This is a genomic window from Amycolatopsis sp. NPDC049691 (assembly GCF_040675005.1).
Classification (GTDB): Bacteria; Actinomycetota; Actinomycetes; order Mycobacteriales; family Pseudonocardiaceae; genus Amycolatopsis.
Genome location: NZ_JBFANX010000003.1, coordinates 171,292 through 194,944 on the forward strand (window position 1 = coordinate 171,292; position 23,653 = coordinate 194,944).

The window sequence follows — 23,653 nt, forward strand, 5'->3', positions numbered from 1 at the left end:
CGCGCCCTGACCGGCGGTTACCGTCAAGGGCATGGACCAGCAGCACGGGAACCGCGGCGAAATCCGGGACTTCCTCGTCAGTCGCCGCGCCAAGATCACCCCGGCGCAGGTCGGGCTGCCGACCAGTGCTCGTCGCCGGGTCGCCGGGCTGCGGCGTGAGGAGGTCGCCGTCCTCGCCGGCGTGAGCACGGAGTGGTACACGCGGCTGGAGAAGGGGCACATCGGCGGCGTGTCCGAAGACGTCCTCGCCGCGGTCGCCCGCGCCCTGCGGCTGGACGACGACGAACGCGCCTACCTGTTCGACCTGGCCCGGTCATCGCGGTCCGGAAGCCGCACGCCGCCGCGCCGCCGGGACGTCGAGGTCCCGCCCCAGGTCCAGTGGCTGCTCGACTCCATGACGATGTCCTCGGCGTTCGTCCGCAACGGCCGCACGGACGTCGTCGCAAGCAACCCCCTGGCCCGAGCCCTGTACGCGCCCATGTTCGGAAGCGCCACCGTCGACCGGCGCGGCCGCCCCAACCTCGCCCGCTACATCTTCCTCGACCCGAGTGCACCCGGCTTCTTCGCCGACTGGGACGCAGCATGTAGTGCCACCGCCGCTCTGCTTCGCGCCGAGGCCGGGCGGGAACCCCACGACCGGGCACTGCGCGACCTCGTCGGCGAGCTGTCCACCCTCAGCCCCGAGTTCCGCCGCCTGTGGGCCGAGCACGACGTCCTGATCCGCCACGACGGCATCAAACGGCTCCAGCACCCCGACGTCGGCCACCTGGAACTGACCTTCCAGTCCCTCGACCTACCCCTGCCCGGCCGAGCCGTGCACAACCTGATCACCTACACCGCCGAACCCGGCACCGCATCCGAAGACCGGCTCAAACTCCTCGCCAGCTGGGCAGCCACGCAATCCCAGGCGGCAGAGCCCACCCACCACTCCCCTCAGCCCGGGCCGCTCTGATCCGTCGCGGTTCGCCGATGTCGCGACGCCGGAACTCGTGGCGCGGCATCCGCGTGAACTCCGGCTCGATCGACACGCCGACGGTCGGGGCGAGTGCCCGTGCTGCTCTCACTCCGGGCGTGGGTCCAGCCGTCGGCGGACTGGCTCTGCGTGATCTGGCCGGTCTGCGGGAAAGCTCGGAGATGCCCAGGCGGAGGCCGGAATTTCCGTAGCCGTAGACGCGGTCGCCGGGCTGGGCGCCCGCGGTGTTGATGTCGACCGGGCCAACCCAGTACGGCAGGCTCGGGTTCACCACGTACTCGGCGGGCGCGACCAGCGACGTCCTGGACCAGATCGGCCACGAGCAGCACGCGACTGCCGGCGCGTACCGTCATCCGGAAGACGCCGTCGCCGCGGCGGCAGATCACCGCGGACGAGCGGATCAGCGTGATCAGCAGTCGGTCCCCGGCTTCCAGTCCAGGGCGGCGACACTGCTGCGGTCCTGAATCCGGCCGGAGGTGTCCGGCAGAAACCTCGGCGGCCCGGCCCACGGCGCCGGGCGCGCGTCCGCGCGGCAACGGACGCGTGGGTGATCAACGAAGCAGCTTCTCGAGTGCCTCGGCCGTCGCCTCGGTGTCCGCGGTCGTGTGGGCGGTGCTGAGGAAGACCTTGCCGGAAGGCAGGAACAGGAAGCCCTGTCGCAGCATCCCTTCCAGGATCACCGTCCAGAGCCCGCCGGTGCCGTGGAGGCCGGTGGCCCCGCCCGCCGGGACGTACTGGAGGAGCGAGCCGACCCGGTTGAAGCTGCCGGAGCCCGGACCGAGGGCACCACCCACGAGGGCTTCGAACTCGGCCGACGTCTTCTCGAGCGCCTCGTAGACCGTCGCGTCCGCCAGGATGCGCATCGTCGCCTCGACAGCGGCGAGCGCGATCGGGTTGGCGTTGAAGGTTCCGGCGTGGACGACCCCGGCCGTCACCTGATCGACCAGCTCCGCCCGGCCGACGACGGCGCTCTGGGTGAAACCACCGGCCATCGCCTTGCCGAAGACGGACAGGTCGGGGCGCACGCCGTACTTCTCGGCCGCGCCGCCGCGCGCGATCCGGAACCCGGTGATCACCTCGTCGTAGACGAGGACGACGCCGTGCCGGTCGCACAGGTTTCGCAGCGTGGCCAGGAATGCCGGATCGGGTGCCTCGACCCCGGCGTTGCTCATCACCGGATCGACGAGCACCGCCGCGAGATCGTGCTCGCCCAGGAGGCGCTCGGTCAGCGGGACGTCGTTGAAGCGCCCGATGACCAGGTCGTCCAGGACGCTGGGCGACTGTCCCCGGCCGCCCGGCTCGGCGGGCCGGTCACCGTCCTCTTCGGACATTCCGGCGTGCACGGTGTCGTGCCAGCCGTGGTAGCTCTTGGCGAACTTGAGGACGCGGCGCCGCCCGGTCGCGGCCCGGGCGAGGCGCAGCGCGACCTGCACCGCTTCGGTTCCCGTGTTGCTCCACAGCAGCCGCTCGCCGTGCGGCACGGCCTCGAGAACCGCCTCCGCGGCGAGGTACTCGAGGGCGTGGCCGGTCCCGACGACCTGCATCCTCTTCGCGACCTCGGCCACCGCCGACAGCACGCGGGGGTCGCCGTGGCCGAGCACGAGCGGCCCCCACGCCATCACGTAGTCGACGTACCGGTCGCCGTCGAGGTCCCAGACGTGTGCGCCGCGCGCCTCCCGCACGAACAGCGGATGGGGTCGCATCGCGGCGCGCAGGCCCGACCCCACGCCGCCGCCGACGCTGCGGCGGGCTCGTTCGAAGGCGAGCCGGGAAGATTCCAGCGCCATCAGTACTCGATCACCGTCCGGATGCCGACGCCACGCTTCATCCCGTCGAACGCCTCGTTGACCTCCGCCAGCTCGATCGTGCTCGTCACCAGGGAGTCGAGGTCGATGCGGCGGTCCAGGTAGTGCTCGACCAGCTGCGGGAAGTCGACGTCGGGCCTGCTCGACCCGTAGTTCGAGCCGACGAGCGAAAGTTCCCGATCGGACAGGACGAACGGATCGATCGTGACCCGCACGCCGTCGGCCACCTGCCCGGCCACGACGGCCCGTCCGCCGCGTGCGAGCACCGCGTAAGCCGCCTCGATGGTGCGCGGCAGCCCGATCGCCTCGATCGCGACCTCGACCCCGCGCCCGTCCGTGAGCTGGGCGACCCGGTCCGCGAAGTCCTCGCGCGCATTGTTGATCAGGTCCGTCGCACCGAAGACGCGTGCCTGCTCCAGCTTGTCGTCGGCGATGTCCGCAGCGATGATCTTGCGCGCGCCGACCAGGCGGGCACCCTGGATCGCGTTCAGCCCGACGCCGCCGCAGCCCAAGACCAGCACAGTGTCGCTCGGCCGGACCTGCGCGGTGTTGACCGCCGCCCCGACGCCGGTCGTGACCGCGCAGCCGATCAGCGCCGCTTGGGCGAACGGGGCGTCGTCACGGACTGCGATCGCGGCCGATTCGGGCACCAGCGTGTACTGGCCGAACGTCCCGAGACCCGCGAAGCTGTGGACGTCCCGGCCGTTCGCCGTCGTGACGCGGGTCCGGCCGTCGAACGACAGGTGGTTCGCCGAGTGCCGGCTGACCAGGTCGCAGAGGACAGGCCGGCCGCTGACGCAGTAGCGGCACCGGCGGCACGACGGCGTCCAGGAAAGGACCACGTGGTCGCCCTTCGCCAGGGTCGTGACGCCTTCGCCCACGCTCTCGACGATCCCGGCGCCTTCGTGGCCGAGGATCATCGGCGCGGGCGTCTCCCAGTCACCGGCGAGCACGTGCAGGTCGCTGTGGCACAACCCGCTGGCCTTGAGCCGCACCAGCACCTCACCGGGCGGCGGTGTATCGGGCAGCGAAACGCGTTCGACGGCCAGCGGCGCGTCCGGCGTCCGGAAGACGGCGGCGTCGAATTCGATGGTCATGACAGCGTCACCCCGCGGATGAGTTTCTTGTTGGCGAACTCGTCGATCCCCGCCCGGCCCAGCTCGCGGCCGAAGCCCGATCGTTTGATGCCGCCGAACGGCAGTTCCGGGCCTTCCAGGCCGACGCCGTTGACGAAGACCATGCCCGCCTCGATCCGGTCGGCGACGCGCATCGCCTGCTCGGGATCGGTGGTGAACACGTAGGAACCCAGTCCGTACGGGGTGCTGTTGGCCAGCTCGACGGCCTCGGCTTCGGATCCCGCGCGGTAGACGGTCGCAACGGGCCCGAACAGTTCCTCGGCGGCCGATGGCGAAGCCGGGGACAGTCCGGTCAGGACGCCCGGCGGGAAGAAAGCGCCTTCACGTCGTCCTTCGCAGACCAGGGTCGCGCCGTCCGCGACGGCCCGTTCGACCTGTTCTTCGAGGCGCTCGGCGGCCGTCACCGACGACAGCGGCGCCAGTCCGTCGGCGTTGGCGAGCACCTTTTCCGTGAACCTGTCGAGGAATTCGTCGTAGAGGTCGTCGGCCACGATGAACCGCTTGCCCGCGTTGCACGCCTGTCCGGTGTTCTCGAACCGGGCGTCCACCGCGGCCTGGACCGTGGCCTCCATGTCCTCTGTGGACAGCACGAGGAACGGGTCCGAGCCGCCCAGCTCGAGCACGACCTTCTTGAGGTTGCGGCCCGCCGTTTCCGCGACCTGCGCGCCGCCTCGCTCGGACCCGGTGAAGGACACGCCTCGCACCCTGACGTCGGCGATGGCTTCGGCGACCTGCTCGTTGGACGCGGAGACGTTGACGTAGCAGCCCTCGGGGTAGCCGGCGTCGGTGAAGATCCGCTGCAGGGCCGCGGCCGACTCCGGGCACTGCGGCGCGTGCTTGAGGACGATGGTGTTGCCCAGCGCGAGGTTGGGCGCGGCGAACCGGGCGACCTGGTAGTACGGGTAGTTCCAGGGCATGATGCCCAGCAGCACGCCGATCGGCTGGCGGCGGACGAACGCCGTGCCCTCCCCCGCGAGCAGCTCGACGGGCTCGTCGGCGAGGAACGCCTCCGCGTTCGCCGCGTAGTAGGAGTAGATGGACGCGCTGAACTCGACCTCGGCGACGGCCTCGTCCAGGGGTTTGCCCATCTCCTCGTGCGCGAGGCGGGCGAGTTCACCACTGCGCTCGGTGTGCAGCGCGGCGACGGTGTGCAGCAGTTCGGCGCGCTGAGCCACCGTGGTCGCGTTCGACCGATAGGCCCGCTCGGCCAGGTCGAGTGCCCGGTCCATCATGAAGACGCACCCGCTTCCTGTGCCGGTGTCACGCTCGGTGCCGCGTTGCGGTTGTGCAGCGCGCGGTAGGCGAAGAAGTACACGAATCCCTGCGTACCCCACGTCGCCAGCGCGGCGGTGTAGAAGAACGTGCGGTTCGCGTCGTCGAACGGGAAGGGGAAGAAGTCGTACGTGATCGCGATGGTCGTCGCGGCCGCGGTGACCAGGCCCGTCCAGATCGCCGGCCACCTCGCGCCGGCCTCCCACAGCCGCTTGGCGAAGTACGCCAGGAAGACCGCCGTGACGAGGTTGACCACGACGTAGAAGGCGGCGACGGCGAACGCGCCGCGGTCGGCGTGGGGGTCTTCGCCGTGGAAGTGCCGGAGGAACAGCCCGGCCGCGGCGGCGAGCGCGAACACGCCGACATCCACGGCAACGGACGGCTTGTATCGGTGGGTGACCTTCATGAGGCCCATGACGAGGATGAGCGTGATGCCGACCGACCGCGAGAATGCGTCGAAGAAGTACGCCACGCCGTACAGGACGCTGCCCTCGTCGCCGCCGAGCAACGACCAGACGAGGAAGTTGCTGCCCGACGTCGCGACGACCATCCATTCGAGACCGAGCAGGTAGTTGCCGTAACGGCGGATGAACCGCCAGCCGAGGAAGTAGCCGACGAAGATCATCCACACGTCGGCGAGCAGGAAGAAGACGTCCTTCATCGCGCCGCCACCTCTCGCGCGAGCAGGGCCGCGACGCGCTCGGCGGCGCGCTGACCGCTCAGGACCGCGCCGTTCATGGACCCCGCCCACTCCCCCGCGGCCTCGGTGCCCGCCCAGTGGACGCGCCCGTGGGGCTCGGTGAGCGCGGGACCGAAGGCCGTCGTCGCGTACGGGGCGACGGCCGGGTTCGGGCCACCCGGGGCGAACGGTTCCGCTCCCCAGCGGTGGTCCACGTAGCCGATGGGGGCGCTCGCCTGCGTGCCGTACAGCTGGACGAGCTGCCGGAGGACCATGCCGCGCCGGGTCTCGGGACTGAAGCCGTCGAAGACGCGGGGGTCGCAGAACGCCATCAGGACACCGGGGCCGCCCTCGGGCGAGACGTCGAAGGTGATGAACACGGTCCCGGTGTCGGTCACCGCCTCGCCCGAAAGCCCGTTGGTCCGCCAGAACGGCTTCTCGTACGCGACGAACGCCTTGCTCAAGACGCCCATGCGCCAGGTTTTCGCGAGGCCTTCGGCCGGCTCCGGCAGGGCCGGGTGGAAGGCGATGCCGGCGCGGTGCGCCGGGGCGGCGGTCACGATCGCGTACTCCGCCGTGATCTCTTCCGAGTCGGTGCGAACCGTGACTCCGGTGTCGTCTTGAGTGACCCAGCGCACCGGCGTCCCCAGGACGACGCGGTCGCCGAGGCGCTCCGCGACCCGCTTCGCGATTTCCTGGGTGGTTTCGGTGTACCGGTCCTGTTGCTGGCCGCCTTCCACGTCGAGCATGTGGTCCACGCCGCCCGCCGCGCGGATGTAGCGCAACGCGTGCAGCAGCGAGACGTCTCCCGGGCTGCAGCCCCACTGCACCTTGCTGACGACGGTCATCATGGCCCGGGTGACCGGCTGCGCGTTCTTCCGGTCGAGCCATTCGCCGAACGAAATCGCGTCGAACTCCCCGGCCCGGGGCGACTTCCAGGCCGCCTCGACGTCGATGGTGGCGACCAGCTTGTTCAGCGCCAGCTGGACGCGGGTCAGGTCCACCAGCGCCGCCGGCGAGACCTTGGGAATGGTGCTCCGGTACGTGCGGCGCCGGCCGGCCATCCACAGGACGTTGCGCCCTCGGGCGAACTGGCCGGTCGTGGTGCAGCCCACGCGGTTCGCGAGGTCGCGGATCGCCGTGTGCCGCCGCGCGACCCACGTCGCGCCCAGATCGACCTTCACCCCCGCCACTTCGCCGGAGAGCGATCGGCCGCCGACCCGGTCGCGGCCTTCGACGACCCGGACCGACCGGCCCGTGCTCACGAGCCGCTCGGCGGCGCTCAGCCCGGCGAAGCCGGCCCCGACGACCACGACGTCGACCGAGGTGGCCGCCGGGCGACGCTCACGAGATGGTGCCATGGTTTCTCCTTTTCAGCGCACGCGAGCGGCCGCGTGCAAGGCTCGGCGGCGGCTGCCGTTGATCAGATCGGTGAAGCGGTCGAGTGCCCACACCAGACGGAGGCTGCGCGGATCGACCATCGCGAAGGGCGGGAACTTCGGCTTCTCCGCCCAGATCCCGGCGAGGTCCTCGTGCCGCGTTCCATCCACAATGGAGTCGGCGATGAGTGAACCGACGTACGGTGCCTGCGCCAGCCCGTGTCCGTTGCACGCGATCGAGTAGTGGACGTTGTCCCCGATCCGGCCGGCGATCGACAGCCAGGACGACGTGATCGCGATCCACCCGCCCCACGCCCGCTCCACGGCGACGTCGGCGAGCGTCGGGAAGCGAGTCGCGAACGCGCCGGCCAGTTCTTCGACCAGCTCGCGGTCCGGAGCCTTCGCGGGCAGCGGGTAGGTCATGCCGCGTTCGACGCGCCGGACGCCGAACACGATGGTGCCGCGCGCGGTGAGGCGGTAGTGCTCCATGACCTGGTGCTGGGTGATCACGCCCGACCGGCTGGTCCAGCCCAGCGCGGCGAGCCGCTCCGGCGCGATCGGCTCGGTCTCCAGCTCGATGAGCCACAACGGCACCGAGAGCCGCTTCGGGGTGATGGCCCACTCCCCCGAGTAGGCGTTCGTCGCGAGCACCGCCTGGTTCGCCCGCACGGTGCCGCCGGGGGTCGAGATCACCACCTCGCCGCCGCGCCGGCTCACGTCGGTGACCTTGGTCCGTTCGAACACCCGAGCCGGCGACGTGATCAGGGCGCGGCGCACTCCCCGGCTCAGCTTGCCGGGGTTCAGCATGCCGCCCACGGCCTCGCGCATGCCGCCGACGAAGCCGCCGGGAATGCCGAGTTCCTTGCTGGTGCCGACGTGCCCGCGGCCTCCCGCGCGCCGCAGAATCGCCGCCAAGGTACGGATGCGCAGCATCTGCCCGTGCCCCACGGCACCCCAAGCCAGGCCGTTGGGCTCGTAGTCGCAGTCGATACCGTGGGTCTTGATGAGGTCTTCCACGAAGCTCGCGGAGTTCTCGGCCAGCCGCACCATGCCGGGCACCTTCTTGGGGTAGAAGAGGCTCAGCAGCCGAAGGTCCCCGCCCGGGACGCTCGCGATCTGGCCGCCGTTGCGCGAACTGGAGCCGTAGCCGCAGAACTCGGCCTCCAGCAGCACCACGTCCTGGCCGCGCTCGGCGAGCCGCAGCGCCGTCGCCATGCCGCCCATGCCGCCGCCGATGACCGCGACGTCGCACGTGAGGTCGCCGTCGAGGCTCGGGAGGACGTCGGTGGGTGGGTCGATCCAGCCGCTGAAGGTGCTGCACTCGACGTTGTCGATCCTCATGATTCCGCCCTCGCTTTCCCGTGCGTCGTGGCGTGTTCCGCGATGTACTTGGTGATGGGTTCGACGAGGGCCTCCGGGATGTGGTGGCCCATGCCGGGGATGACGACGTGCCGGGCGCCGCGGATGGCTTCCACGGTCGCGGCGCCGCCGCTGGGGGCGACCAGGAGGTCCCGGTCGCCGTTGACGACGAGGGTGGGCGCGGTGATCCGGCGCAGCTGGGCGGTCCGGTCCCCGGAGCGCTGGATGGCCTGGATCTGCCGGGCCGAGCCCGCGGCGAGGTCGCCGGCCGCGCGGTCCCAGCCACCGGCCGCGATGGCGGCTTCGGCCGCGTCGTCGATGGGGTATCCGGTTCCGGCGATGTGCCGGGTGATCCGCAGGTGGGCACGCACCGCGTCGGTGCGGGTCTTCGCCGGTGGCCCGGCGAGCAGCCGGAGCGTCGACAGCGCGGGCCGGCCGACCTTCTTCGCGCCCGTGGTCGAGAAGATCGACGTCAGGGACCGGACCCGCGCGGGTTCGGTCGCGGCCACCGTCTGCGCGATCATCCCGCCCAGGGAGCGCCCGGCCACGTGCGCCTGGCGGATCCCGAGGTGGTCGAGGACGCCGACCGCGTCGGCGGCCAGGTCCGCCAGCGAGTAGCCGTCAGGCCGTGGGCGGGCGAGCACTTGGCGCCACAGCGCGGGCGCCGGGGTGACCGCGAACGTGGACCGGCCGACGTCGCGGTTGTCCATCGTGACGACCCGGAAGCCGTGGCCGACGAGCGCGTCGACGAACGAGCCGGTCCAGAAGGTGAGGTCCTCGCCCATTCCGGCGATGAGCAGGATCGCGGGGGCGGCCGGGTCGCCGTGGTCGCGGTAGCAGATCGTCACGCCGGACGGGAGGGCCGCGTATTGGTCTTCAGACACGGGCCGACCGCCGTTCAGCGGACCGGGCGGTGCCGAACTCGAGGTGCTCGTCGGCGACCGGGCCGCGCAGGGCCCTGGCGTCTTCGGGGTAGGACATCGCCATCCGCCAGGGCGCGGAATCCCCTTGCTTGGGCAGGATCTTCTCGGCGCGCTTGGCGTAGCCGGCCTGCAGGTCCATCACCGGCCGGTGCGGCGTGCCCGCGGGCGCGACCGGGACGACCCGGTCGTGGCCGTGCGCGTCCATGTGCCGCACCAGGTCGATGAAGTAGCGGCACATCAGGCTCACTTTGAGCGTCCAGGACGAGGTCGTGTAGCCGATCGCCATCGCCCAGTTCGGGACCCCGCTCAGCAGCATCCCGCGGTAGCAGACCGAATCCGCGACGTCGATCTCGCGCCCGTCGACCACGATCGGCATGCCGTCGAAGAGCCGCACGTTCAGCCCCGTCGCCGTGACGATGATGTCGGCTTCCAGCTCCTCGCCCGAGGCCAGGACGATGCCGCGGTTGCTGAACCGCGTGATCGTGTCGGTGACGACGGAAGCGGTGCCCGCCTTGATCGCGTCGAAGAAGTCGCCGTCCGGGGCCAGGCAGAGCCGCTGGTCCCACGGGTCGTACGGTGGGGTGAAGTGCTTGTCGACGTCGAAACCCTTGGGGAGCCGCTTGACGTTCTCGCGCCGGATCACCGCGCGGCCGAGCTTGGGGAACGCCCGCAGACCCTTGACGATCCCGTGTTCGATCCAGATGTTCTTGAACCGCGTCGCGGCGTACCCGCGCTTCTCGCCGAGCAGCTTCGTGAGCGTCGTCGCGACCCGGTCGACGCGGGGCATCGCCATGATGTAAGTCGGCGTGCGCTGCAGCATCGTGACGTGCCGGGCCTCGGTGGCCATCGCCGGCACCAGCGTGACCGCGGTCGCGCCACTGCCGATGACGACGACCTTCTTGCCGCTGTGGTCGAGGTCTTCGGGCCAGTGCTGCGGGTGGACGATCCGGCCCGCGAAGTCCGCACTCCCGGGGAACTCCGGCGAGAACCCCTGGTCGTACCGGTAGTAGCCGGTGGCGGCGAACACCCAGCGCGCGCGGATCGTCTTGACCGAACCCGCGGCCTCGACGCGCAACGTCCACTTCGAGTCCACTGAGGACCATTCCGCTCGGACGACCCGGTGGCGCAGCCTGATGTGGTGCGCCAGGTCGTTCTCCTCGACGGTCTCCTGGAGGTACTCCCGGATCAGCGGGGCGTCGGCGATCGCGGCTTCGTGGCGCCACGGCTTGAACTCGTAGCCGAAGGTGTGCAGGTCCGAGTCCGACCGGATGCCCGGGTACCGGAAGAGATCCCAGGTACCGCCGATGTTGTCGCGGCCCTCCAGCACGACGAGGGACTTGCCGGGAAGCTCCCGGCGGAAGTACGTCGCCGCGCCGATCCCGGAAATCCCCGCGCCGATGACGACGACGTCGAACTCCTCGTCGGCGTCCAGCACCTCAGCTGTCATGTCTGCCTCTCCTCGCTGAGCCGGCTTGTGATGGCTTCACTGTCGCCAAGCCATGGCCGCGGTCACAACGACAGCGGGCACAGGGTTCGCGCGGTGCTGGTGCACAGTGCACACTTCGGGGATGGAAGAGCTGTGGCCCGCGCCGACCCCCGAGGTCGCCGACGCGATCCGGTCCCTGTGCCAGCGGCTCCTGGACGACACGGACGCGCTGACCGACGCCCTCGCCGCGCCCGCTCTCAAAGCGCAGGCGCAGCACGACCCCGCGTTGCTCTCGGACGCGTCGCTGCGCGAGGAGGACCGCCACCTCAACCGCTCGGATCTCCTCCAGTGGCTGACGTCGAACATCCAGCACCCGGGGCGGCGGGTGGAGCCGTACGTCGGCCCGCGGATCACCGCGTACATCGGCGATCTCGTGGCTCGCGGCATCGCGCCCGACTTCGCCGGCGGGTGGCGGGCGGCACTCGGGATCGGCTGGCGCCGGTGGCTGGAGGAGTGCGTGGCGCACTGCACGGATCGCGACCTGCTCGTGGGCGTCCTGGACGTGTCGGCGAAGTCTCTGGTGCAGTACGCCCTCGACTCGGTCGCGATCCTGCGCGAGGCCAGTCTCGCCGCGGCGATGGGCAACGCCGACGCCGACGCGATCGCCCTGATCCAGCTGATCGCCGGCGGCGCGCCGGTGTCGGAGGACTTCGCGGAGGGACGCCTGCGCTACCGGATGGCCCGGTGGCACGTGGGCCTGGTGCTGTGGGTCGACGACCCCCGGCAGCACGAGGTGCTGGACGAGGCGGTCGCGGCCGTGCGCTCCGCCCGGAACACGCTGGTGGCCCGGGCCAGCGCCACCTCACGCTGGGTCTGGCTGTCGGACGCGGATCCGGTGGATCTGCCCCGGCTCGAGCAGGTCATCGCCGGAGAGGTCCGCGTGGCGGTGGGCCGGCCGGGACGCGGGCTCGACGGGTTCCGGTCCAGCCACCAGGACGCTCTCTCGGCCCAGGCGCTGGTCGTCCGGCTCGGCTCGGCCCGGCGGTTCACCGCCTACGCCGACGTCGAGCTGATCGACGCCCTCACCCAGGACCGCGCGAGCGCCCGCCGGTTCGTCGGCAACACCCTCGGCCCGCTGGCCGAAGCCGACCCGGAGCTGCGGCGGACGCTGCTCACCTACGTGCAGTGCGGCTTCAACACCACCCGGGCCGCGGCCGCCCTCCCCGCCCACCGCAACACCGTCGAGCGGCGGGTCTCGCGCGCCAACGAGCTCGCGATCGTCAAGGTCGAGGACAACCCCACCCATGTCGCGGCGGCCCTGCTCGTGCTGGACGTCGCGCCGGAAATCATGGCCGGCTGAGCTTCCGGAACCAGCGCAGGGCCGGCAGGGCCAGCAGGGTCGCGCCGGCCAGTGCCGTGAACGCGATCGCCGGGCTGGTCACGAGGAATCCGACCGCGGTGGCCAGCACGACCCCGCCCAGGTTGCCCGCCATCCAGATCAGCCCGGCCGCGGTGCTCTCGGCGTCGAGGGCGTGCCGCTCACTCAGCGAGAGCACGATGGGCAACGCCGGCAGCAGCACGAACCCGGTGCCGAGCAGCGTGAGCCAGGCCATCGGCGTGCTGGGGACCAGGGCCAGGTGCAGGCACGCCACGGCCGTGAACGCGATCCCCGCGCCCATCAGCGCGACCTCGCGGCCGCGCCGGTCCGCCCACACCGGCACCACGGCGCAGCCGAGCACTCCGGCGATCATGGTGCACGCGAGGATGAGCCCGGCGGTGGCTTCCGAGACCCCCGCCGGCGCCAGCAGCGGCTGGGCGAACGTGGCGAGCGCGATGAACGTGCCCATGGGCACGGCGACGACCGCGCACAGCCGCCGGACGTACCGGTTGCCGAAGGCCGCACGCACGGCCCGGAGGCCTCCGGTCGCGGGGCTCCCCGGTGCCGGTGCGACGCGCAGCGCTCCGACGAGGCACAACCCGGCGTCCAGGGCGATCAGCGCGGTGATGAGCGTGAGGCCGCGGATGTGGCTCTCGCCGGGCAGGAACGCCCCGAGCAGGTAGCCCAGGACCATGCCGCCGAAGGTGGCGGAGGACGCGGCGGCGATTCCGGTAGCGCGGTCCTTTTCGGACAGATAGCCCACGGCGAGACCGGGGATGGCGTTGAGGACGAACGGCTGTCCCGCCGCGGCGACGACCTGCCCGGCCAAGGCCCAGGCGAAGTCGTCGGCCACCAGCCGCAGGAACGCCCCGCCGGCTGTGAGAACCGCACCGGCGACGAGGGCCGGCCGGAGGAACCGGTCGAGCGCGAGACCGGCCGGGATCGCGAGAAGCACGTACACCAGCGGGAAGACCTGCGACAACCAGCCGATCGCCCCGACGGAAACGCCGAAGTGCCGCGCGGCGTCCCCGGTGACGGGCGCGTAGGTCACGAAGAGCGCCTGGCTCGCAGCCGCCAGCAGCCCGTAGGCGAGAAAGACCGTCCACCGGCTCTTCACCGGGGTGGCGGCAGCGCGCACTGGGCGTGCCCTGCGGCGCGGAGCGTGCAGACCGAACGACTCGCTGCGCCTGCGGGCGGTGCTTCCGATCAAGACCGTGGCGACCGCAACCGCACCTGCGGCGGCAGCACCACGCACTCGTCGTCGAGGGGGCATCTGATTGTCCTTGTCGGTCGATCGAGAACAACCACTGTCGCCATCGCGATCGCCCTTCGGTACGACACCGCGCACCGGGATTCGCGCCGCGCTGTGCATCCGGCACCAACCCGCGGATTACCTACTAACGGACGTAGACGCTCGTTGCTCCGTCGTGTTGATTGTTGATTGAGTATGCGCAAAGTTGCGCGTTTCTGGAGGTAGTCGTGCGTCGTCTTGTTGGAATGGCCGTCGCAATAGCCGCCTGCACCTCGGTGGTCACCGTCGCCGAAGCTGTCCCCGCCGCAGCCGCGGAGCCGGCCTACTTCGCCGCCCAGCGCGTCGGCGAACGGCCGCCGATGGGCTGGAACAGCTGGAACAGGTTCGGCTGCGACATCAACGAGGACCTCATCCGCGGGGCCGCCGACGCGCTGGTGTCGTCCGGCATGAAGGACGCGGGCTACCAGTACGTCAACATCGACGACTGCTGGGCGGAACAGAATCGCACGGCCGAGGGCAAGCTCGAACCCAGCCACGAACGCTTCCCCCACGGCATCAAGACCCTCGCCGACTACGTCCACGGGCTCGGCCTGAAGCTCGGCATCTACACCAGCGCCGGCACCCTGACCTGCCAGAAGACCATGCCCGGCGCGCTCGACCACGAGGAGGCGGACGCCCAGTCCTTCGCCGATTGGGGCGTCGATTATCTCAAGTACGACAACTGCAACAACCAGGGCCGCCCTGCGATCGAGCGCTACACGAAGATGGGCGACGCGATCAAGAAGACCGGCCGCCCGATGATCTACGCCCTCTGCGAATGGGGCGAGAACAAGCCGTGGACCTGGGGGCGCGACGCCGGTGCGCAGCTGTGGCGCACCACCGGCGACATCAGCGACAACTGGGGCAGCATGACGGGCATCCTCGACCAGCAGGTCGGCCTGGAGAAGTTCGCGGGCCCCGGTGGCTGGAACGACCCGGACATGCTCGAAGTCGGCAACGGCGGCATGACCGACGCCGAGTACCGGTCGCACTTCGCACTGTGGGCGCTGCTGAACGCGCCGCTGCTGGCCGGCAACGACCTGACCGCGATGTCGCCCGCTACCAAGGCGATCCTCGAGAACAAGGACGTCATCGCGCTGGACCAGGACTGGGCCGGCACGCAGGGCCACAAGCTCCGCGACGACGGCGACATCGAGGTCTGGTTCAAACCGATGTCCGATGGATCGGCCGCGGTAGTGCTCTTCAACCGCGGGTCGGCGAGCACCACCATCAGCACCACGGCGGCGGAACTCGGTCTCGAGGGCCGCACCTTCCGCGTCCGCGACCTCTGGACCGGCACGGAAACCGAAACCGCGGGCACCCTCCGCGACGCCGTCGCGTCGCACGACTCGTCCGTCTTCCGGGTCTGGCCGTCGACGCACCCGGCGGCCGCGCCGATGACGACGCTTTCGCTGCCGGCGCCGGACTACGTGCCCGCCGACCGCCCGCTGACCACCACCCTTCAGGTCACCAACGACGGCAGCACGCCGATCACCCAGCTCCGGGCCACCGTCGCGACGCCCGTCGGCTGGCAGCTCGACGGCCCCGGCACGTTCACGGTTCCGGCCGTGGCCCCGGGGAAGTCGTGGCAGCAGCCGATCACGTTCAAGCCGGTGGCCCCGGGTGGCGAGCGCGTCAGGCTGGCGGCCAAAGCCGACTACTCCACCGCATGGGGCAAGCGCGCCTCGGGCTCGGAAGCCACGTCACCGCTCGTCTTCCGCCCGTCGCCGGGCACGACGGCGTTGTCGAAGGCCCCCTGGATGTCGTCCGAAAACGGCTGGGGCCCGGTCGAACGCGGCACGAGCAACGGCGAGAGCCGGCCTGGTGACGGCCACCGGATCACCATCGCCGGGGTCGGCTACGACGACGGCATCGGCGCCCACGCCCCCTCGAGCGTGCGGGTCTACGTCGGCGCATCCTGCACGTCCGTCAGCGTCCTGGTCGGGATGGACGACGAGAACTCCGGCGGCAGCGTGGGGTTCCGCATCCTCGGTGACGGCAAGGAACTCGCCGCGACGGGCGTCATGCACCCCGGGGACAAGGCACAGGCGCTGTCCGCGCCGCTGACCGGCGTCCAGGTGCTGGAACTGTCGGTGACCGACGCCGGCGACGGCAACACCAACGATCACGCCGACTGGGCGAACCCCGCGATCACCTGCTGAGGCCGGGCCGCGGCGACCTTCTCGCCGGATTCCCGCCGGTTCGTCCCCGGACCTCCCGAGCTCAGGCCTCCGCAGCCAAGAGCTCGGTGAGCAGTTCCCGCACTCTGCGATCGATCTCGTCCCGGATCGGCCGGACGTCCTCGACGCCCTTGCCCGCGGGGTCCGCGAGCTGCCAGTCCAGGTACCGCTTGCCGGGGAAGATCGGGCAGGCGTCGCCGCAGCCCATCGTGATCACGACATCGGCCGCCTCGACCGCGTCGGTCGTCAGTTTCTTCGGCACCTCGTGGGAAAGGTCGAGCCCGATTTCGGCCATCGCCTCTCGCACGGCGGGGTTGATGCTGTCGGCGGGCGCGGAGCCGGCCGAACGGACGTCGACCGCACCATCGGCGTGGTGGGCGAGCAGCGCGGCGGCCATCTGGGAGCGGCCGGCGTTGTGCACGCAGACGAACAGGACTTCAGGCTTGCCGGTCACGGGTGTTCTCCCCTTCGACGTGTGGAACGGGCAAGCCGACGAAGGGCCACAGCACCAGCACCCGGACCACGCCGGCGTGTCATCGAGGGCTCCTGGCGAAGCGGCGCCGCAGCGCGAGGGAGACGTACACGAGGCCGACGAGCACCGGGACTTCGATCAGCGGGCCGACGACCCCGGCGAGCGCCTGGCCGCTGGTCGCGCCGAAGGTCGCGATGGCCACGGCGATGGCGAGTTCGAAGTTGTTGCCCGCGGCCGTGAACGCCAGCGTGGTGGTCCGCTCGTAGTTCAGCCCCACCGCTTTGCCGAGTGCGTAGGAGCCGGCCCACATCAGTCCGAAGTAGACCAGCAGCGGAACCGCGATGCGCGCGACGTCCAGCGGACGGCTGGTGATCTGGTCGCCCTGCAAGGCGAAGAGGATGACGATGGTGAACAGCAGCCCGTACAGCGCGACGGGCCCGACCTTCGGCAGGAAGCTCGTCTCGTACCAGTCACGGCCCTTGGCGCGTTCGCCGACACGGCGGGTCAGGTAGCCGGCGAGCAAGGGGATGCCGAGGAAGATCAGTACGCTCTTGGCGATCTGCCAGCCGGACACGGCGAGGTCGGCCTGCGGGAGGCCGAGCCAGCCCGGCAGGACCGCGAGGTAGAACCAGCCGAGCAGCCCGAAGGCGAGCACCTGGAACACCGAGTTCAGCGCGACCAGCACGGCGGCAGCTTCGCGGTCTCCGCACGCGAGGTCGTTCCAGATGATCACCATCGCGATGCAGCGAGCCAGGCCGACGATGATCAGCCCGGTGCGGTACTCGGGCAGGTCCGGCAGCAGCAGCCAGGCGAGGGCGAACATCAGCGCCGGGCCGACGAGCCAGTTCAGCACCAGGGAAGGCCACAGCAGCCGCCGGTCGCGGGTCACCGTGCCGAGCCGGTCATAGCGGACCTTCGCCAGCACCGGGTACATCATCACCAGCAGCCCGAGGGCGATCGGCAACGAGATGCCGTCGACCTGCACCGCGGACAGCGCGGTGTTCAGGCCAGGCACCCAGCGCCCGGCCAGCAGCCCGGCGACCATCGCGGCCGCGATCCACACCGGCAGGAACTTGTCCAGCGTGGACAGGCGTGGCGGCGCCTCGGCGACCGTCGTCACGCGGTGACCGCTTCGCTCGTGGTCGTCAGCACCGCCGACAGCCGCGCCAGCACCTCCGGGTGCACGCGGTAGTAGATCCAGGTGCCGCGCCGGTCGCCGGTGATCAGCCCGGACTCGCGCAACACCTTCAGGTGATGGGAGATGGTCGGACCGGTCAGGTCGAAGGCGTCGGTCAGGTCGCACACGCACGCCTCCCCGCCGGCGTGGGAGGCGATCAAGGACAGCAACCGCAGCCGCACCGGGTCGGCCATCGCCTTGAACAGGTGCGACAGCTCGACCGCCTGGTCCTGCGTCAGCGGCTCCCGGGCCAGGGGCGCGCAGCAGGCGTCCATCGCGACGAGCGGCAGTTGCTTCGACATGTCTCTATATTGACAGATTCACATATAGACGGCAATCTAAGTTCAGCTGCTTAGACAGCCATCTATTCAAGGAGGTAGCGGAGATGTCACGGGTACAGCTGGCCCTACGGGTCGGAGACCTGGCCGGATCGATCGACTTCTACTCGAAACTGTTCGGCACCGAGCCGGCGAAACTACGGCCGGGCTACGCGAACTTCGCGATCACCGAGCCCGCGCTGAAGCTGGTGCTCCTGGAGGGCGAGCCGGGCCAGGAGACAGTGATGGACCACCTCGGCGTCGAAGTCGAGTCGACCGACCAGGTCAACGCCGCGACCCAGCGGCTGACCGGCGAAGGACTCGAGACGCTCACCGAGGACGACACCACCTGCTGCTACGCGGTGCAGGACAAGGTGTGGGTCCACGGGCCGGGCAAGGAGCCGTGGGAGGTCTACACGGTCAAGGGCGACTCGACGACCTACGGCACCGACAGCGCCGCGCTGGTCACCCCGGCGACCTGCTGCACGCCGGACGCCGAAACCGCCACCCCCGAGGGCTGCTGCAACTGAAAGCCCGGGGCCGGTGCGCAATCGAGGGGTGCACCGGCTCCGCTCAGCTGCCGACCCGCGAGCTACGGCGTTCGATGGCGGCGTAGAACTGGCCGATCGTGCGGTACTCGTCGGTCTGCGGCGGCGCGTCCGCCGTGCACCGACCGGTCGCCGTGCGGCAGCGGGTGCGGGTACGGCGGCAGCAGCTGCGGCGTGTCGAGCTTCGGCGCGCCGCCGACGGCGTTGAGCAGGTTCGCCACCGGCGCCAGGTGGATCATCTCCTCCGCGAGGACCGTGCCCACCAGACAAGACCGGACGCCATCGCGGTTTGTCACAAACCGGGACGCCGTCCGGTCCTTGCTGGAGAACGACGTCCCGGAGCGGCCGGGACGCGGGAGGAGAGGCACCCCATGAAGATCGTCGTGATCGGCGGCAGCGGGCTGATCGGCTCGAAGCTCGTCCGGAAGCTGGCCGCCCACGGCCACGAAGCGGTCCCCGCGTCCCCCGATTCGGGCGTGAACACGCTGACCGGCGAGGGGCTGGCCGAAGTGCTGGAAGGCGCCCAGGTCCTGGTCGACGTCTCGAATTCACCCTCGTTCGCCGACGACGCCGTGCTGGACTTCTTCCGCACCTCCACCGCAAACCTGCTCGCCGCCGAGGAGAAGGCCGGGGTGGGGCACCACGTGGCGTTGTCGGTCGTCGGCACCGAGCGGCTCGCCGAAAGCGGTTACTTCCGCGCGAAGATCGCGCAGGAGAAGCTCATCAAGGAGGCCGGGCGGCCGTACTCGATCGTGCACGCCACGCAGTTCTTCGAGTTCGTGGGCAGCATCGCCCAGGCGGCGACCGAGGGGAACACCGTGCGCCTGTCGGACGCGCGCATCCAGCCCATGGCCGCCGAAGACGTGGCCACCGCGGTCGGCCGGGTCGCCGCCGGCGCACCGTTGAACGGGACCCTCGAGGTCGCCGGTCCCGAGCAGTTCGGGCTCGACGAGCTGATCCGCACCGGGCTGGCCTTCCGCGGTGACCGCCGCGAGGTCGTCACCGACCCGGACGCGCGCTACTTCGGTGCCCTGCTGGACAAGGACATGCTCCTTCCGGGCCCCGGCGCGCAGCTGGCCGCCACCCGGTTCGCCGACTGGCTCCCGCTCAACCCGCCGCCGGCGAAGTGACCATGACCGAGCACCGGATCGCCACGTCGGTCCTCGTCATCGGGACCGGCGGAGGCGGCCTGCGCGCCGCGATCGAGCTGGCCGAGCGCGGCGTCGACGTCCTGGCGGTCGGCAAGCGGGCGAAGTCGGACGCGCACACCACCCTCGCCGCGGGCGGCATCAACGCGGCGCTGGCGACGATGGACCCGGAAGACTCGTGGCAGCAGCACGCGGCGGACACGCTGAAGGAAAGCTACCTGCTGGCCGATCCCGAGACCGTGCGGATCGTGACCGAGAACGCCGCCCGGGGCATCGAGGACCTCGAACGCTACGGAATGCCCTTCGCGCGGGAGGCCGACGGGAAGATCTCCCAGCGCTTCTTCGGCGCGCACACCTACCGCCGCACCGCGTTCGCCGGTGACTACACCGGACTGGAGATCCAGCGCACGCTGGTCAACCGGGCAGCGCAGCTCGGCGTCCCGGTCCTGGACTCCGTCTACGTCACGCGGATCCTGGTCCGGGACAACGTCGTCTTCGGCGCCTACGGATTCGACCTCGCGGACGGGACGCGGTACGTGATCCACGCCGACGCGGTGATCCTCGCCGCGGGCGGGCACACGCGGATCTGGCGCCGCACCTCGTCCCGCCGGGACGAGAACACCGGCGACTCCTTCCGGCTGGCCGTGCTGGCCGGCGGCCGGATCCGCGACGCCGAACTCGTCCAGTTCCACCCGTCGGGGCTGATCGCGCCCGAGAACGCCGCGGGCACGCTCGTCTCGGAGGCGGCCCGCGGCGAAGGCGGGGTGCTGCGCAACGCCCTCGGCGAGCGGTTCATGGCCGAGTACGACCCGGACCGGATGGAACTGTCCACTCGCGACAGAGTGGCGCTGGCGGCCTACACCGAGATCAAGGAGGGACGCGGGACGCCGGGTGGCGGGGTGTGGCTCGACGTCTCGCACCTGCCGAGGGAGACGATCATGCGCCGGCTCCCCCGCGTCTACCAGACCCTGCTCGAACTGCAGATGCTCGACATCACCCGCGAACCGATCGAGATCGCGCCCACCGCGCACTACTCGATGGGCGGGGTCTGGGTCCGGCCGGAGGACCACGGCACCGGCGTCGAGGGCCTGTACGCCCTCGGCGAGGCGGCGAGCGGTCTGCACGGCGCGAACCGGCTCGGCGGCAACTCCCTGATCGAGCTGCTGGTCTACGGCCGCATCGTCGGTGAAGCCGCCGCGCGCTACTCACGCGACCTCGGTGCGCAGCAGCGGTCGCCGGCGGCGACGGAGGAAGCCTCGGGCGAGGTCGACGAGCTGCTGGCCGCGGACGGCCCGGAGAACGTGCGCGCCCTGCAGCGCACGGTGCGGAACACCATGACCGAGCACGCGGGCGTGGTCCGCGACGAGACCGGCCTGCGCGCCGGCCTGGCCGAGCTGGACGAACTGGAAAGCCGGATGCGTGCCGTGGGCGTCCACCCCGACATCGCCGGGTTCCAGGACCTGGCGCACGCGTTCGACCTCAAGGCGGCGGTGCTGGCCGCGCGGGCCACGCTCGAATCGGCGCTCGAACGCCGCGAGACGCGTGGCTGCCACAACCGCGCGGACCACCCGGACCTCGACGAGACGCTGGGGGTGAACCTCGTCTGGTCCGGGCCCGGGCAGGTCGCACGCGAAGAGCTTCCCCCGATCCCGGGGGACATCGCTTCGCTCATGCGCGAGGTGTCCACCGCGGGCAAGCTCGTCGAATGAGCTTCCGGGGCCCCGGCCGCGCGGCCGGGGCCCCAGGAGCCGACGTCGTAGAGTCGGGGGGTGACGGATTCCGGGATGAGTGCCCGAGCGGACGATCTCGACGCGGCCACGGCTGCCTTCACCCAGGTGCGGCCGCGGTTGTTCGGGATCGCCTACCGCATGCTCAGCAGCGTCGCCGAGGCCGAAGACCTCATACAGGAAGTCTGGCTGCGCTGGCAAACCTACGACCGGTCCACAGTGGCCAGTCCGGAGGCCTTCCTGGCCACGACCACCACCCGGCTGGCCATCAACGTCCTGCAGTCGGCCCGGAAACGGCGCGAAACCTACATCGGGCCGTGGCTGCCCGAACCGGTCGACACCGCCGCCGACCCCTACCTGGGCGCCGAACGCGGGGAAGCACTGGAGTTCGCGGCCCTGCTGCTGATGGAGAAGCTCACCGCGAACGAACGCGCGGCCTACGTGCTACGCGAAGCGTTCGACTACTCCTACGCCCAGATCGCCGAGATCCTGTCCTCGACCGAACCCGCGGTGCGCCAGCTGGTCAGCCGGGCCCGCAAGCACATCGCCGGCGAACGACGCGCCCCCGTGCCCGCGGCCGAGCAACGCGAACTGCTGACCGCCTTCCTCACCGCCGCCCGCTCCGGGGACATGGCCACGCTGGAACGGCTCTTCACCCCGGACGTGACCAGCCTGTCCGACGGCAACGGCCGCAAGGGCATCGCCCGCACGCCGGTCGTGGGCGCGGCGCGGGTGGCGAAGTTCCTGCTGGCGATCTCCAGCTGGTTCTGGGACGACGTGGACGTGCGGTGGGCCGTCACGAACGGCCAGACCTCCGCGGTGCTCGTCCAGGACGGCGTCGTGTACGGCCTGCTCACCGTCAGCGCCACCAGCGACGGCATCGATCAGGTGCTGTGGCTGGTCAACCCCGAGAAGAACAAAGCGGTGCCGGTCCCGGCCTGACCCACCGGCGGGAGGAATCCGTGTTCGACCCGCACGAGGTGACCGTGCGCCGGTTCGCCGCGGCGTGCCGACGGCGGGACCGCGCCGCGCTCGAAGCCGTCCTCCGCGACGACGCGACCGCGACCTGCGACGGCGGTGGCCTGGTACCCGCACCGGCGGGCCCCGTGCGCGGCAAGGCCGAGGTCGCCCGGCTGGTCATCGCGGTGCTGGGCCGAGGGGCGGGCGCCGAGCTGACCGTCGAGTCCGTCAACGGCCGCGCCGGGCTCGCCCTGCGCCACGCCTCCCGTGCCGTCGCGGTCGTCGGCGCCGAGACGGCCGGGGCCGAGATCACGACGTTGTGGATCGTGCTCAACCCGGCCAAGCTCAGCGGCTGGCACCGCGGGTGACCGGGCCAGCACGCCGTGCGGGCCCGGTCTCCGTCACCGCGCCAGCCACTCCCGGTACGTGGTCTTCGCGATGACGGCCCCGTCCTTGGCGATGAGGGCGTCGCCGGGAGCGGCCGCGAACAGGCCGGCCTGGTCGTCGGTCACGACGGGACGCCGGTCACCCTGGGCGGCGAGGGTGATCCGGCCCAGCTCGTCGAGGGTGAACACCTCCGGCCCGGCGACGTTCCGGGTCCCCCGCAGCGGAGCGCCCATGCTGACGTCGGCGACCGCCTGGGCGACGTCGTCCGCGGCGATGGGCTGGATCCGCGTCGCGGGCAAGCGGACGGTGTGCTCGTCGGAGGTCCAGGACATCGTCGGGGCCATGAACTCGAAGAACTGCGTGGCCCGGACGATGGAGTACGGCACCGGCCCGGCCTTGAGGATGTCCTCCTGCAGCACCTTGGCGCGGTAGTAGACCAGGTCCGGCACCAGGTCGGCGCCCACGATCGACAGGATGACCGCGTGCCCGACCCCGGCCGCGTGCGCCGCCTCCAGCAGGTTGTCCATGGTGGTCCGGAAGAACGCGGGCGAGGCGTCGTCGAACGTCGGCGAGTTCGTCAGGTTGACGACGACGTCGGCCCCGGCCAGCGCTTCGGCGAGGCCCTTTCCGCTGAGCAGGTCCAGCCCGGTGGACGGCGAGTGCGGGACGGCTTCGTGCCCGTTCGCGGTCAGGATCTTGACCACGCGGGAGCCGATGAGCCCGGTCCCGCCGATGACGGCGATCTTCATTTCCGCGACCATCCCTTCTCACGGAGCTCGTCTTCGGTCACCAGGTCGACCATCGGTTTACCCGGTTCGCAGAGCATGGTGACGGTGAACTTGACCGGGACGTCGGCCCGGTTGTTGCCGTCCTGGTAGTGGATGACGTCGCCGCCCGGCTCCCAGAACGCCTCGCCGGCGCGGACGACCCGCGGCGGCTCGCCTTCGAGCTCGAACACCATTTCGCCTTCCAGCACGTAGCCGAAGGCCGGCCCGGGGTGGCGGTGCGGCGGGGTGCCGGGGTCGCCCGGCGGGTACTCGATGACGATCGTCATCGCATGCGCCTCCTCCGGGATGAACGGCGGTTTCGCCTCCTGCAGCACGGTCAAGGACATCG

General features: G+C 70.9%; 24 protein-coding genes. 9 read left to right on the forward strand and 15 right to left on the reverse strand.

Translation table 11 applies throughout. The annotated features are described in order from the left end of the window. The first annotated feature begins 31 nt into the window (after positions 1 to 31). Positions 32 to 952: a helix-turn-helix transcriptional regulator gene (locus AB0J40_RS07865; protein WP_364449103.1), complete on the forward strand. Its 921-nt coding sequence runs from the start codon at positions 32 to 34 to the stop codon at positions 950 to 952. Between the two features lie 251 nt (positions 953 to 1,203). After that, a complete protein-coding gene (locus tag AB0J40_RS07870; RefSeq protein WP_364449106.1) occupies positions 1,204 to 1,437 on the forward strand; it encodes a hypothetical protein in 234 nt (77 codons plus the stop codon). A gap of 87 nt (positions 1,438 to 1,524) precedes the next feature. Here the strand turns inward: AB0J40_RS07870 and AB0J40_RS07875 are convergent, their stop codons facing one another. Genes AB0J40_RS07875 through AB0J40_RS07910 form a run of 8 tightly spaced genes read right to left on the reverse strand, consistent with a single transcriptional unit; the run spans position 1,525 to position 10,973 of the window. Then, positions 1,525 to 2,760: an aminotransferase class III-fold pyridoxal phosphate-dependent enzyme gene (locus AB0J40_RS07875; protein WP_364449109.1), complete on the reverse strand. Its 1,236-nt coding sequence runs from the start codon at positions 2,758 to 2,760 to the stop codon at positions 1,525 to 1,527. After that, positions 2,760 to 3,875, reverse strand: coding sequence for a Zn-dependent alcohol dehydrogenase (locus AB0J40_RS07880; protein ID WP_364449112.1), 1,116 nt, complete (start codon positions 3,873 to 3,875; stop codon positions 2,760 to 2,762). Before AB0J40_RS07880 ends, AB0J40_RS07875 begins: the two co-directional genes overlap by 1 nt. Then, entirely contained in the window at positions 3,872 to 5,146 is a 1,275-nt protein-coding gene (locus AB0J40_RS07885; RefSeq protein ID WP_364449115.1) for an NAD-dependent succinate-semialdehyde dehydrogenase, read from the reverse strand. Before AB0J40_RS07885 ends, AB0J40_RS07880 begins: the two co-directional genes overlap by 4 nt. After that, positions 5,143 to 5,847: a transporter gene (locus tag AB0J40_RS07890; RefSeq protein WP_364449118.1), complete on the reverse strand. Its 705-nt coding sequence runs from the start codon at positions 5,845 to 5,847 to the stop codon at positions 5,143 to 5,145. The genes AB0J40_RS07885 and AB0J40_RS07890 overlap by 4 nt, the downstream gene beginning before the upstream one ends. Beyond that, positions 5,844 to 7,226 carry a flavin monoamine oxidase family protein gene (locus AB0J40_RS07895; protein ID WP_364449120.1) on the reverse strand — a complete coding sequence of 461 codons (1,383 nt, stop codon included), beginning with the start codon at positions 7,224 to 7,226 and terminating at the stop codon, positions 5,844 to 5,846. The genes AB0J40_RS07890 and AB0J40_RS07895 overlap by 4 nt, the downstream gene beginning before the upstream one ends. Positions 7,227 to 7,238: 12 nt before the next feature. Then, on the reverse strand, positions 7,239 to 8,585 hold the full coding sequence (locus tag AB0J40_RS07900) for an FAD-binding oxidoreductase (protein WP_364449123.1): 1,347 nt from the start codon (positions 8,583 to 8,585) through the stop codon (positions 7,239 to 7,241). Continuing rightward, positions 8,582 to 9,487, reverse strand: a complete 906-nt coding sequence (locus AB0J40_RS07905) for an alpha/beta fold hydrolase (protein WP_364449126.1) — start codon at positions 9,485 to 9,487, stop codon at positions 8,582 to 8,584. Before AB0J40_RS07905 ends, AB0J40_RS07900 begins: the two co-directional genes overlap by 4 nt. Next, on the reverse strand, positions 9,480 to 10,973 hold the full coding sequence (locus tag AB0J40_RS07910; protein ID WP_364449129.1) for an NAD(P)/FAD-dependent oxidoreductase: 1,494 nt from the start codon (positions 10,971 to 10,973) through the stop codon (positions 9,480 to 9,482). The genes AB0J40_RS07905 and AB0J40_RS07910 overlap by 8 nt, the downstream gene beginning before the upstream one ends. Positions 10,974 to 11,094: 121 nt before the next feature. On the opposite strand from AB0J40_RS07910, the gene AB0J40_RS07915 reads away from it, so the two are divergent. Continuing rightward, complete coding sequence (locus AB0J40_RS07915; protein ID WP_364449131.1) at positions 11,095 to 12,312, forward strand: helix-turn-helix domain-containing protein; 1,218 nt, start codon at positions 11,095 to 11,097, stop codon at positions 12,310 to 12,312. On the opposite strand, the gene AB0J40_RS07920 is transcribed toward AB0J40_RS07915, so the two are convergent. Further along, positions 12,299 to 13,468: an MFS transporter gene (locus AB0J40_RS07920; protein WP_364449133.1), complete on the reverse strand. Its 1,170-nt coding sequence runs from the start codon at positions 13,466 to 13,468 to the stop codon at positions 12,299 to 12,301. The genes AB0J40_RS07915 and AB0J40_RS07920 overlap by 14 nt on opposite strands. Before the next feature lie 359 nt (positions 13,469 to 13,827). On the opposite strand from AB0J40_RS07920, the gene AB0J40_RS07925 reads away from it, so the two are divergent. Then, positions 13,828 to 15,783 carry an NPCBM/NEW2 domain-containing protein gene (locus AB0J40_RS07925; RefSeq protein WP_364449136.1) on the forward strand — a complete coding sequence of 652 codons (1,956 nt, stop codon included), beginning with the start codon at positions 13,828 to 13,830 and terminating at the stop codon, positions 15,781 to 15,783. Positions 15,784 to 15,844: 61 nt separating this feature from the next. Here the strand turns inward: AB0J40_RS07925 and AB0J40_RS07930 are convergent, their stop codons facing one another. The 3 genes from AB0J40_RS07930 to AB0J40_RS07940 form a co-directional block, all read right to left on the reverse strand. Continuing rightward, the gene (locus AB0J40_RS07930) at positions 15,845 to 16,255 is read right to left on the reverse strand and encodes an arsenate reductase ArsC (protein ID WP_364449138.1); all 411 of its coding nucleotides are present in this window, start codon (positions 16,253 to 16,255) and stop codon (positions 15,845 to 15,847) included. Positions 16,256 to 16,334: 79 nt separating this feature from the next. Beyond that, entirely contained in the window at positions 16,335 to 17,393 is a 1,059-nt protein-coding gene (gene arsB / locus AB0J40_RS07935; protein ID WP_364449141.1) for an ACR3 family arsenite efflux transporter, read from the reverse strand. Further along, positions 17,390 to 17,752, reverse strand: coding sequence for a metalloregulator ArsR/SmtB family transcription factor (locus tag AB0J40_RS07940; protein ID WP_354809016.1), 363 nt, complete (start codon positions 17,750 to 17,752; stop codon positions 17,390 to 17,392). The genes arsB and AB0J40_RS07940 overlap by 4 nt, the downstream gene beginning before the upstream one ends. An 83-nt stretch (positions 17,753 to 17,835) precedes the next feature. Here AB0J40_RS07940 and AB0J40_RS07945 point away from each other — a divergent pair, with 83 nt between their 5' ends. Continuing rightward, on the forward strand, positions 17,836 to 18,297 hold the full coding sequence (locus tag AB0J40_RS07945) for an ArsI/CadI family heavy metal resistance metalloenzyme (RefSeq protein WP_364449144.1): 462 nt from the start codon (positions 17,836 to 17,838) through the stop codon (positions 18,295 to 18,297). Positions 18,298 to 18,359: 62 nt separating this feature from the next. On the opposite strand, the gene AB0J40_RS07950 is transcribed toward AB0J40_RS07945, so the two are convergent. Further along, positions 18,360 to 18,578, reverse strand: a complete 219-nt coding sequence (locus AB0J40_RS07950) for a ferritin-like domain-containing protein (protein WP_364449146.1) — start codon at positions 18,576 to 18,578, stop codon at positions 18,360 to 18,362. A 108-nt stretch (positions 18,579 to 18,686) separates the two neighbouring features. On the opposite strand from AB0J40_RS07950, the gene AB0J40_RS07955 reads away from it, so the two are divergent. From AB0J40_RS07955 to AB0J40_RS07970, 4 genes are all read left to right on the forward strand, one after another. Next, positions 18,687 to 19,445, forward strand: a complete 759-nt coding sequence (locus AB0J40_RS07955) for an SDR family oxidoreductase (RefSeq protein ID WP_364449149.1) — start codon at positions 18,687 to 18,689, stop codon at positions 19,443 to 19,445. A 2-nt stretch (positions 19,446 to 19,447) separates the two neighbouring features. Next, positions 19,448 to 21,172 (forward strand): FAD-dependent oxidoreductase, encoded by a 1,725-nt coding sequence (locus AB0J40_RS07960; protein ID WP_364449152.1) that lies wholly within the window; start codon positions 19,448 to 19,450, stop codon positions 21,170 to 21,172. Positions 21,173 to 21,247: 75 nt separating this feature from the next. After that, positions 21,248 to 22,132 carry an RNA polymerase sigma-70 factor gene (locus AB0J40_RS07965; RefSeq protein ID WP_364449154.1) on the forward strand — a complete coding sequence of 295 codons (885 nt, stop codon included), beginning with the start codon at positions 21,248 to 21,250 and terminating at the stop codon, positions 22,130 to 22,132. A 20-nt stretch (positions 22,133 to 22,152) separates the two neighbouring features. Continuing rightward, positions 22,153 to 22,518 carry a hypothetical protein gene (locus AB0J40_RS07970; protein WP_364449157.1) on the forward strand — a complete coding sequence of 122 codons (366 nt, stop codon included), beginning with the start codon at positions 22,153 to 22,155 and terminating at the stop codon, positions 22,516 to 22,518. A 33-nt stretch (positions 22,519 to 22,551) separates the two neighbouring features. On the opposite strand, the gene AB0J40_RS07975 is transcribed toward AB0J40_RS07970, so the two are convergent. Together AB0J40_RS07975 and AB0J40_RS07980 are read right to left on the reverse strand one after the other, a co-directional pair. Further along, a complete protein-coding gene (locus AB0J40_RS07975) occupies positions 22,552 to 23,286 on the reverse strand; it encodes an SDR family oxidoreductase (protein WP_364449160.1) in 735 nt (244 codons plus the stop codon). Beyond that, positions 23,283 to 23,651, reverse strand: a complete 369-nt coding sequence (locus AB0J40_RS07980) for a cupin domain-containing protein (protein ID WP_364449162.1) — start codon at positions 23,649 to 23,651, stop codon at positions 23,283 to 23,285. Before AB0J40_RS07980 ends, AB0J40_RS07975 begins: the two co-directional genes overlap by 4 nt. Positions 23,652 to 23,653 lie beyond the last annotated feature (2 nt).